Origin of the sequence: Cedecea sp. (assembly GCF_036500665.1) — a bacterium.
Lineage (GTDB): Bacteria > Pseudomonadota > Gammaproteobacteria > Enterobacterales > Enterobacteriaceae > Cedecea.
Window position 1 is genome coordinate 1 of sequence record NZ_DASYBS010000068.1, and the last position, 9,003, is coordinate 9,003.

The following is a 9,003-nucleotide window of genomic DNA, read 5'->3' on the forward strand; positions in this document are numbered from 1 at the left end:
TCTTCTACGGTCCTGAGGAGCTTAAACGTGGCTCTATTATCGATGCGATGACCTGGCAGTTTGGCAGGGTGGCAACGATCTTTGACCTGCCAACGTTTGGTGAATCACCGGTAAAAGCCGATAAGCCGATCGCAGTGATACGCCCTGCAACGGTTCGTAAGGAATGGGCCAACCCCGCCCGTAACCCTGACCCGAAGTACATTGCTGCTGCTGCGCGAAAGCTGCGTAAAAACTTTTACGTTGTAAGCCTGGCCGATCTGGAAGCCGGGGAAGAATGGCTGGTGGGCGAAACCCCTGAAGCCGATCTGTACCTGCACGCTGGCGAACTCTCGTTAACTCAGACGCTGGCGCTGGTGGAACATGCCGCGGTGGTTGTCTCGGGTGTCGGCTGGGCACTGCCGGTGGCCATCTGCTACCAAACGCCCGTATTCATCATTCAGGGTGGCTGTGGTGCGCATAATGCGCCGCACATCGTTACCGATCCCGGTATGGATTTATCCCGTGTGGGCTGGGCACAACCGGACGAATATTGCATGTGTGCCAGCATGGTTCACGACTGCAGCAAGCACATTTCCGGGTTTAACAAAAAAATCAAAGGCTGGCTAAATGAAATCGTTCAATGATGAATTAGCGGCTGGCCTGGTCTGGCTGCCCGAGTTAGGCATGGGCCGTTACCCGGTGCCAGCATCACGACCGTACAACCCTGATTACTTCGCACGCTATCAGGCGATGGCCGATACGCCGATGGGCGTACAACTTACCGCCGCACGTATTCAGCTTGTTTCGCGTCACTATCAAGGGCCGGTGCTCGATGTCGGGATCGGCTCAGGGCAGTTCGTAAACAGCTACCCCGGCGCGCTGGGGTTCGATGTTAATCCCGCAGGTGTGGCCTGGCTGCATGAGCGCAACGCCTTTGCCGATCTGTATGCGGATCGCTGGCGGGCGCTCACGATGTGGGATGTGCTGGAGCATATCGACGATCCGGCTCGCGCAGTAGGTCAGGCCACGGAGTCTGTTTTCGTCTCCCTTCCCATCTTTGAAGGCGCTGAGCACATTCTCGCGTCACGCCACTACCGCAAAGACGAGCATATCTGGTACTGGACGCACGACGGGATTGTACGGTGGTTCGCGGAACAAGGGTTCCGGATGGTGGAGCACAATCGTTGCGAGAGCATGTTGGGCCGGGACGGTATCGGCAGCTATGCATTCAGGAGGAAGTAGCCATGCCGCCGAGAACGCCAAAAGCCTGCAGAAAGCGAGGCTGCAAAAACACCACAATCGACCGTAGCGGATTTTGTGACGAGCACAAAGGGGATGGCTGGAAGCAATACAAGCCAGGTCAGACACGACACCAGCGCGGTTACGGTACCTGGTGGGACAAGGCACGGCTTCGCATTCTGAAAAGGGATAAGGGGTTGTGCCAGAACTGCCTACGGCGCGGGGCGATAACCGAAGCAACCGCCGTTGACCACATAGTCGCTAAAGCGAACGGTGGCAGCGACAGCGACGACAACCTTGAAAGCCTGTGCACCCCATGCCACCGGGTGAAGACGGCGCGAGAGAGGCTGTCAGGCAGGCGGGGGGGAGGGTAAATCTCTGGCGCCTTTGCCCTTCCGGACTGCCCGCCCCGTTGAATTTTTACACGCCAAAAATAAGAAACTTTTTCCCGGAAGGTTTGGCCTATTGAACAGAGGGTATTTATGGGTGGAATTGTTCGTTCTTCAGGTGGGGGACGTAAACCGCATTTGCCCGCTGGACAAAAAAGCAAGATGGCGAGGATTGCGCCACCGCCGGAGTTGATGGGTGATGTTGCAATTAAACTCTGGAAAACGCAAAGCAAAATTTTAATCGACCGCGGTATTTTTGAGCTTGAGGACGCGCCGATCCTCATGGCCTATTGCAACGCGTTTCACCTGATGATCGAAGCCGAAAAAGTTATCGCAAAGGACGGGTTAACGGTATCCAGTGAAATGGGCGGAGATAAAAAACATCCTGCCGTTAACGTCAGAAATGATTCTGTTTCCCAGATTGCCCGCCTGGGTTCCCTCCTGGGCCTGGATCCATTAAGCCGCATTCGCATGACCAGCGGCGGAAACGACCCGTACGATGAAGGGAATGAATTTGATGAGTTTGTCTAATGGCTACTTACCCCAATGTCAACGCAGCGAACCAGTACGCGCGCGAAGTCGTGAGTGGGAAAATTCTGGCGTGTCAGTTAGCGAAGCAGGCTTGCCAGCGTCATCTGGATGACCTGGACAGGGCAAAAGACCCTAAGTGGCCGTACCGGTTTGACAAAAGCAAGGCCGAGCGCTTTTTACGTTTTTCTCAAAAGATGCCGCATACCGCTGGCGAATGGGCTCGCCGGAAGTTGCGGATCACGTTCGAGCCGTGGCAGAAATTTTCTCTTGGCGTCCCGTTCGGCTGGGTAAGGAAAGATAACGGCCTCCGCCGGTTTACTGAAATTTATATCGAGGTGCCGAGGAAAAACGGTAAGTCTGCCATTGCGGCCGCCGTGGGTAATTACATGTTTTGCGCTGACGGCGAGCATGGCGCAGAGGTGTACTGCGGTGCCACGACCGAGAAACAAGCCTGGAAAGTTTTTTCTCCTGCCTTGCAGATGGTGAAAAAGCTGCCGGCACTGCGGCATAAGTTTTCGATAAAGCCGTGGGCCAAAAAAATGACCCGCCCTGATGGTTCCGTGTTTGCCCCGGTTATCGGCGATCCCGGCGATGGCGATTCTCCATCCTGCGCAATCATTGATGAGTACCACGAGCATTCTACCGATGCGCTCTATACCACGATGACGACAGGCATGGGGGCTCGCGAGCAACCCATGACGCTCATCATCACGACTGCAGGCTTTGACATTTCATCTCCCTGCTACGAAAAGCGCTCACAGGTCGTGGAAATTCTTGGGCGTATTCGCGAGGGTGAGGAAAATGACCATATATTCGGGATTATCTTCACCCTTGATGATGGTGACGACTGGACGCAGCCGGAAGCGCTGATTAAGGCCAACCCTAACTATGGTGTTTCGATAAACGAAGGGTTCCTTCGCGCGAAACAACTGCTTGCCATCTCCACGCCGAGCCAGACCAACAAAATTCTGACAAAGCACTTCAATAAATGGGTGAGTGCTAAAGCGGCGTATTACAACCTGCAGAAATGGTTTGCTGCAGCGGATAAGTCGCTAAAGCTTGAGGATTTTGCCGGGGATGAATGCTATCTGGGCATTGACCTTGCGTCAAAGCTGGACCTAAACGCCGTTATTCCGGTCTTTTGTCGTGAAATAAACGGGCTGAAACATTTTTATTGTGTTGGCCCGATGTTCTGGGTACCGGAAGAAACGGTTTTTTCCACTGAACCGGCACTTAAAAGTACCGCCAGTCGTTATCAAACCTTCGTTAATCAGGGCTTGTTAATACCCACTGATGGCGCGGAGGTGGATTATCGGCTGATTTTTGAGTCGATTCTGAAGCTCCGGGAAACCATAAAAATAGCGTCATGCCCTGTCGACCCCTACGGCGCCACATCTGTCTCTCATTTGCTGATGGATGAGGGGCTGGAGCCTGTCACTATCACGCAGAACTACACCAACATGAGCGATCCGATGCGCGAGATTGAAGCGGCGATGGCGGCTGGTCGTTTTCATCATGACGGAAACGCGATCCTTTCCTGGTGTATTTCAAATGTGGTTGGCCGTAATCCTCCTGGCAGTGACGATATTGTCCGTCCGGTGAAGGAGGGCGCCGAAAACAAAATCGATGGTGCGGTGGGGCTGATGATGGCTGTTGGTCGCGCGATGCTGAATGAACCGAAAGACTTCCTTTCTAATCTGGATCCTGATGAGGACCTGTTAATCCTGTGAAATCACTTATTATCGATGTTGCCGGGCTGGCAGGCTTTGGCGCGCTGGTGGCCGGTATTTATCTGAGGTATGGCACCGCTGTTGCGCTGATGTCCGGAGGCTCAGGGCTGCTGGTCTGGGCTTTATTCGCGGCATGGAGGACAAAACATGTTTTTTAATGCCCTTTTCAGAAGTCATTCGCTGGAAAATCCGGCTGTGCCGTTGACGGTTGAGTCAGCTGAAAACGACGTTATTTTTCAAAGCGATGTGCTGGTTAATCCCAAAACAGCGATGAAACTGGCGGCAGTTTACTCCTGTATTTACGTTATCTCTTCCAGCGTTGCACAAATGCCCCTGCATGTTATGCGGCGTGAAGGGAAAAAGGTGTCAGCAGCCCGTGATCATCCCGTTTTCTACCTGGTGCATGATGAGCCCAACGAGTGGCAGACCAGCTATAAATGGCGCGAGCTAAAACAGCGCCATGTGCTCGGCTGGGGGAATGGCTACACGCGGGTTATCCGTAGCCGTCGGGGAGAGGTTACCCGGCTGGATGCCTGCATGCCCTGGGAAACCACGCTGTTAAATACAGGCGGCCGGTATACCTACGGGGTTTATAACGATGCCGGCAGCTTTGCGATTAGTCCGGATGACATGATCCACCTGTGCGCCCTGGGCAACGATCAGAAAATGGGGCTAAGCCCGATTATGCAGCATGCCGAAACAATAGGTATGGGCATGAGCGGGCAGAAATATACCTCCAGTTTCTTCAATGGAAACGCCCGGCCCGCCGGGATTGTCTCTGTCAAAAATGAACTTAACGATAACAGTTGGGACAGGCTAAAAAAGCAATGGCAAAAAGCCACTGCGGCACTCCGGCAGCAGGAAAATAAAACTATGCTGCTGCCTGCGCAGCTCGATTACCAGGCCCTGACGGTTTCACCGGTCGATGCGCAGATAATCGACATGATGAAACTGAACCGCTCAATGATAGCGGGCATCTTCAACGTTCCCGCCCACATGATTAACGATCTGGATAAAGCCACCTTCTCAAATATTTCAGAGCAGGCCATTCAGTTTGTGCGCTACACGATGATGCCCTGGGTGACGAACTGGGAGCAGGAGCTTAATCGCCGATTGTTTACGCGGGTGGAACGGCAGGCGGGTTATTACGTTCGCTTTAACCTCGCTGGCCTGCTCCGCGGTACCGGGAAAGAGCGTGCTGAGTTTTATCATTACGCCATCACTGACGGCTGGATGAGTCGAAACGAGGCGCGGGCCTTTGAAGATATGAACCCGAAAGACGGCCTTGATGAAATGCTGGTTAGCGTCAATGCCGCTAATCCGGATAAAAACGTGACAAAAAAAGAGGACAAAACCGATGAGTGATCGCGAGCTGCGATGCTACAGCGGTGAGGTTCGGGCAGAACAACAAAGCGATCAGCCTACGCGAATTATTGGCTATGGCTCTGTGTTTAACTCCCGTTCGGAACCGCTATGGGGGTTTCGCGAAATAATCAAACCCGGCGCATTTGATGACGTGCTGACCAATGATGTTCGCGGCCTCTTTAACCATGACCCGAATTTTATCCTGGGCCGTAGTACCTCAGGCACCCTGGCGCTCAGCGTGGATGAGCGCGGATTGCAGTACAACATCACGGCTCCGGATACCCAAACTATTCGGGATCTGGTTATCGCGCCGATGATACGCGGCGATATCAACCAGTCTTCGTTTGCCTTTAATGTCGCCCGGAATGGTGAGCATTGGTACGAAGACGAAGAGGGGATTGTTATCCGTGAAATAACGAAATTTTCACGCCTCTACGATGTAAGTCCGGTGACATATCCGGCTTATCAGGAGGCTGATTCCGGTGTCCGATCCATGAAAGCCTGGCAGGAAGCGCGAGACAGCGGCGCGCTAAAGAACGCCATTAACCAACGAATGGCGCGTGAGCGCCTGCTGACCCTTCTTAATGCGTAAGGAAAAACGATGAAACTGCACGAACTGAAGCAAAAACGTAACACTATCGCGACCGATATGCGCGCGCTGAATGAAAAGATTGGCGATAACGCATGGACCGAAGAGCAGCGTACCGAATGGAATAAAGCGAAAGGCGAACTGGAGGCGCTGGACGAGCGTATTGCCCGTGAAGAAGAGCTTCGCCGCCAGGATCAGACCTATGTTGATGACCAGCAGGAAGAGCAGCGCCAGCAAATGGAAGGCAAAGAAGGCACTCAGCCTGAAGAGCAGCGCGGCCATATTTTTGATAAATGGATGCGCCACGGCGCCAGCGAACTGACCGCTGAAGAGCGCAAAGCACTGCGTGAGCTGCGCGCGCAGGGTGTGGCGCCGGATGAAAAAGGCGGCTATACCGTGCCGGATACCTTCCTGGCGAAGGTTGTCGAGCAGATGAAAGCTTACGGCGGTATTGCCGGGGTGGCGCAAATTCTGACGACTTCAGACGGGCGAACTATGGAGTGGGCCACGGCTGACGGTACCAACGAGGTGGGGGTACTCCTGGGGGAAAATGAAGAGGCGGGGGAAGAAGATACCGATTTTGGTATGGACAGCCTGGGCGCGTTAAAAATGACCTCCAAAATCATTCGCGTGTCTAACGAGCTGCTGCAGGACAGCGCCATTGATATGGAGGCGTATCTCTCCCGCCGCATTGCGGAGCGCATCGGTCGCGGCGAAGCTCGCTATCTGATTCAGGGGACCGGAACCGGCACACCGAAGCAGCCGCAAGGCCTGGCAGCATCTGTCACTGGCACTACCGCGACTGCCTCTGCATCAGCGGTGAAGTGGCAGGAAATTTTGTCGCTGAAACACAGCATTGATCCGGCTTACCGCCGCGGGCCAAAGTTCCGTCTGGCCTTTAACGATAATACGCTGAAACTTATCAGCGGAATGGAAGACGGGCAGGGGCGCCCGCTCTGGCTGCCGGATATTGTCGGCGTGGCTCCAGCCTCCGTTCTGAATGTGCCGTATATTATCGACCAGGAGATCGACGATATCGGCGCCGGTAAAAAATTCATGTTCTGTGGTGATTTTAACCGTTTCATTATCCGCCGCGTGCAGTACATGATCCTGAAACGCCTGGTTGAACGTTACGCCGAGTTCGACCAGACCGGCTTCCTGGCATTCCACCGCTTTGACTGCATTCTTGAAGATACCTCTGCAATCAAGGCGCTGGTGGGCAAGGGCAGCGCCAGCAGCTGACTGCTGGACCAGCAAATAACATTCATGCCGCGTTAGCGGTTTTTTTGTGCCCGTCATCCGGCGGGCACCGGAGGATTTATGTTGCTGACGCCTGAAGAAATCAAAGGACAGCTCCGGCTGGATGCCGATTTTACCGATGAAGATGCGTTGCTGGATTTGCTGGCCAGGGCGGTACAAACCCGGACAGAAACGTTCCTGAACCGAAAACTGTATGGGCCTGATGAAAATATTCCGGAGTCCGATGCTGATGGCCTGCACCTGCCTGACGATATAAAAATGGGGATGCTGCTGCTGGTTACCCACTTATACGAAAACCGCTCAACGGTGTCTGAGGTGGAAAAGCTTGAGCTGCCGCTTAGCTTCAACTGGTTGGTAGGTCCTTACAGGTACATTCCATTATGAAACTCAGACAGAGCCAGACCAGCGCAACTTACCTGCTACCCGATCCGGGCGAACTTGATAAACGCGTGACTATCCGACAGCGGCAGGATGAGCCTGCTGATGATTTTGGTGTCGAGGCGTTTTATCCGGACTCCTTCAATACCTGGGCGAAGGTAGCGCAAACCAGCGCAACGGCATATCAGGGTTCAGTGCAGACCGAAAATACGGTAACGCACTATTTCACAATCCGTTTCAGGCGTGGCATTACTGCCGATCATGAGGTTGTCCAGGACGGCCAGGTGTTCCGCGTTAAGCGTGTTCGTGACCTGAACAGCAAGCGCCGTTATTTGCTGCTGGAGTGCGAAGAATTGCGTGCGGATCGAGGGCCGGGCTATGCCGCGGAAAGCATTTTTACACGTTGATTTTGAACAACCTGATGAACTGGTATTTAACCGGGCCAGGATGCGTCGGGCATTTGTGAAAATTGGTCAGGTGCATATGCGAGACGCGCGGCGGTTGGTGATGCGCCGCGGTCGCTCTGCTCCGGGAGAAAACCCGGCTTACCGCACGGGCAAGCTGGCCCGCTCAATTGGCTATTACGTTCCACGGGCATCAAAGCGCCGCGCCGGATTGATGGTGAAGATTGCACCTAACCAGAAGAACGGGGAAGGGAACCGCCATATAAATGGAGCGTTTTATCCTGCGTTTCTGTTCTATGGCGTGCGCCGTGGGGCTAAGCGTAAAAAAGGGCACCACCGCGGCGCGTCCGGCGGCAGTGGCTGGCGTGTTGCCCCGCGTAATAACTATATGGTTGAGGTACTGGAACGCCGTCGTAGCTGGACGCGGTACATCTTGTCTGGCGAGCTGCGTAAAGCCCTTCGCCCGCAAAAAAGGAAAAAATAATGAAACTGACGCCGATTGTGGCCGCACTGCGCGTCCGATGCCTGCGCTTTGAAAATCGCGTGGGTGGTGCCGCGCAGTTTAAGGCAATTCCTGACGCCGGGAAGCTCAGACTGCCGGCGGCATACGTTGTGCCGGCAGAGGACGCAACCGGTGAACAGAAGGCCCGGACCGATTACTGGCAGGATCTAACCGAAGGCTTTTCCGTTATCGTGGTGCTGAGTAATGAGCGCGACGAAAAGGGGCAGTGGGCATCCTTTGATGCTGTCCACGATGTTCGGGCCGAAGTGTGGAAGGCGTTGCTCGGGTGGGAGCCGGATCCAGATGCCCACGAGATTGTTTATGCCGGCGGCATGCTGCTGGATATGAACCGGTTCGAGCTTTATTACCAGTTTGATTTTACTGTGAAGTACGAAATTACAGAGGAAGACACGCGGCAGCAGAACGATCTTAACGCCCTGGACGACCTGAAAACGCTCAGTATCGATGTTGATTTTATCAACCCGGGAGACGGGCCAGACGGGCCAGACGGGCGTATTGAGCATCACACCGAATTAACCTTTCCCTGAAACCTGCCTGGAAAAATAAATGTTTGTGAAACCCGTTAAGGGGCGGTCCGTTCCGGATCCTGCCCACGGCGACCTTTTGCCCGCTGCCG

Annotated in this window: 13 protein-coding genes and 1 pseudogene; all 14 read left to right on the forward strand. The window is 54.1% G+C overall.

The window, feature by feature from the left end; all coding sequences use genetic code 11:
* Positions 1-623, forward strand: a 623-nt coding sequence (locus tag VGM55_RS11800) for a hypothetical protein (RefSeq protein WP_331635552.1), incomplete at its 5' end; no start/stop codon positions are given.
* Positions 607-1,221, forward strand: coding sequence for a methyltransferase domain-containing protein (locus VGM55_RS11805; RefSeq protein ID WP_331635553.1), 615 nt, complete (start codon positions 607-609; stop codon positions 1,219-1,221). The genes VGM55_RS11800 and VGM55_RS11805, both read left to right, overlap by 17 nt.
* Before the next feature lie 2 nt (positions 1,222-1,223).
* A complete protein-coding gene (locus VGM55_RS11810; protein ID WP_331635554.1) occupies positions 1,224-1,592 on the forward strand; it encodes an HNH endonuclease signature motif containing protein in 369 nt (122 codons plus the stop codon).
* A 108-nt stretch (positions 1,593-1,700) separates the two neighbouring features.
* Positions 1,701-2,138 (forward strand): phage terminase small subunit P27 family, encoded by a 438-nt coding sequence (locus tag VGM55_RS11815; protein WP_331635555.1) that lies wholly within the window; start codon positions 1,701-1,703, stop codon positions 2,136-2,138.
* Entirely contained in the window at positions 2,138-3,868 is a 1,731-nt protein-coding gene (locus VGM55_RS11820) for a terminase large subunit (protein ID WP_331635556.1), read from the forward strand. The genes VGM55_RS11815 and VGM55_RS11820 overlap by 1 nt, the downstream gene beginning before the upstream one ends.
* Positions 3,865-4,026 (forward strand): hypothetical protein, encoded by a 162-nt coding sequence (locus VGM55_RS11825; protein WP_331635557.1) that lies wholly within the window; start codon positions 3,865-3,867, stop codon positions 4,024-4,026. The genes VGM55_RS11820 and VGM55_RS11825 overlap by 4 nt, the downstream gene beginning before the upstream one ends.
* Complete coding sequence (locus tag VGM55_RS11830; RefSeq protein ID WP_331635558.1) at positions 4,016-5,233, forward strand: phage portal protein; 1,218 nt, start codon at positions 4,016-4,018, stop codon at positions 5,231-5,233. Before VGM55_RS11825 ends, VGM55_RS11830 begins: the two co-directional genes overlap by 11 nt.
* The gene (locus VGM55_RS11835) at positions 5,226-5,825 is read left to right on the forward strand and encodes an HK97 family phage prohead protease (RefSeq protein WP_331635560.1); all 600 of its coding nucleotides are present in this window, start codon (positions 5,226-5,228) and stop codon (positions 5,823-5,825) included. Before VGM55_RS11830 ends, VGM55_RS11835 begins: the two co-directional genes overlap by 8 nt.
* Before the next feature lie 9 nt (positions 5,826-5,834).
* Positions 5,835-7,064, forward strand: a complete 1,230-nt coding sequence (locus VGM55_RS11840; protein ID WP_331635561.1) for a phage major capsid protein — start codon at positions 5,835-5,837, stop codon at positions 7,062-7,064.
* A gap of 78 nt (positions 7,065-7,142) precedes the next feature.
* Positions 7,143-7,466 (forward strand): head-tail connector protein, encoded by a 324-nt coding sequence (locus tag VGM55_RS11845; protein ID WP_331635562.1) that lies wholly within the window; start codon positions 7,143-7,145, stop codon positions 7,464-7,466.
* Entirely contained in the window at positions 7,463-7,867 is a 405-nt protein-coding gene (locus VGM55_RS11850) for a phage head closure protein (RefSeq protein WP_331635563.1), read from the forward strand. Before VGM55_RS11845 ends, VGM55_RS11850 begins: the two co-directional genes overlap by 4 nt.
* The gene (locus VGM55_RS11855) at positions 7,839-8,348 is read left to right on the forward strand and encodes a hypothetical protein (protein ID WP_331635565.1); all 510 of its coding nucleotides are present in this window, start codon (positions 7,839-7,841) and stop codon (positions 8,346-8,348) included. The genes VGM55_RS11850 and VGM55_RS11855 overlap by 29 nt, the downstream gene beginning before the upstream one ends.
* Entirely contained in the window at positions 8,348-8,914 is a 567-nt protein-coding gene (locus VGM55_RS11860) for a phage tail terminator protein (RefSeq protein ID WP_331635566.1), read from the forward strand. Before VGM55_RS11855 ends, VGM55_RS11860 begins: the two co-directional genes overlap by 1 nt.
* A gap of 19 nt (positions 8,915-8,933) precedes the next feature.
* A pseudogene (locus VGM55_RS11865) lies at positions 8,934-9,003 on the forward strand (DUF2635 domain-containing protein); the annotation flags it as partial.

Bases quoted from the DNA above. Each gene is read 5' to 3' on its own strand.
- VGM55_RS11815 (WP_331635555.1), top strand. From the start codon at position 1,701: ATGGGTGGAATTGTTCGTTCTTCAGGTGGGGGACGTAAACCGCATTTG.
- VGM55_RS11855 (WP_331635565.1), top strand. From the start codon at position 7,839: ATGCCGCGGAAAGCATTTTTACACGTTGATTTTGAACAACCTGATGAA.
- VGM55_RS11840 (WP_331635561.1), top strand. From the start codon at position 5,835: ATGAAACTGCACGAACTGAAGCAAAAACGTAACACTATCGCGACCGAT.
- VGM55_RS11845 (WP_331635562.1), top strand. From the start codon at position 7,143: ATGTTGCTGACGCCTGAAGAAATCAAAGGACAGCTCCGGCTGGATGCC.
- VGM55_RS11850 (WP_331635563.1), top strand. From the start codon at position 7,463: ATGAAACTCAGACAGAGCCAGACCAGCGCAACTTACCTGCTACCCGAT.
- VGM55_RS11820 (WP_331635556.1), top strand. From the start codon at position 2,138: ATGGCTACTTACCCCAATGTCAACGCAGCGAACCAGTACGCGCGCGAA.
- VGM55_RS11860 (WP_331635566.1), top strand. From the start codon at position 8,348: ATGAAACTGACGCCGATTGTGGCCGCACTGCGCGTCCGATGCCTGCGC.
- VGM55_RS11830 (WP_331635558.1), top strand. From the start codon at position 4,016: ATGTTTTTTAATGCCCTTTTCAGAAGTCATTCGCTGGAAAATCCGGCT.
- VGM55_RS11835 (WP_331635560.1), top strand. From the start codon at position 5,226: ATGAGTGATCGCGAGCTGCGATGCTACAGCGGTGAGGTTCGGGCAGAA.
- VGM55_RS11805 (WP_331635553.1), top strand. From the start codon at position 607: ATGAAATCGTTCAATGATGAATTAGCGGCTGGCCTGGTCTGGCTGCCC.
- VGM55_RS11810 (WP_331635554.1), top strand. From the start codon at position 1,224: ATGCCGCCGAGAACGCCAAAAGCCTGCAGAAAGCGAGGCTGCAAAAAC.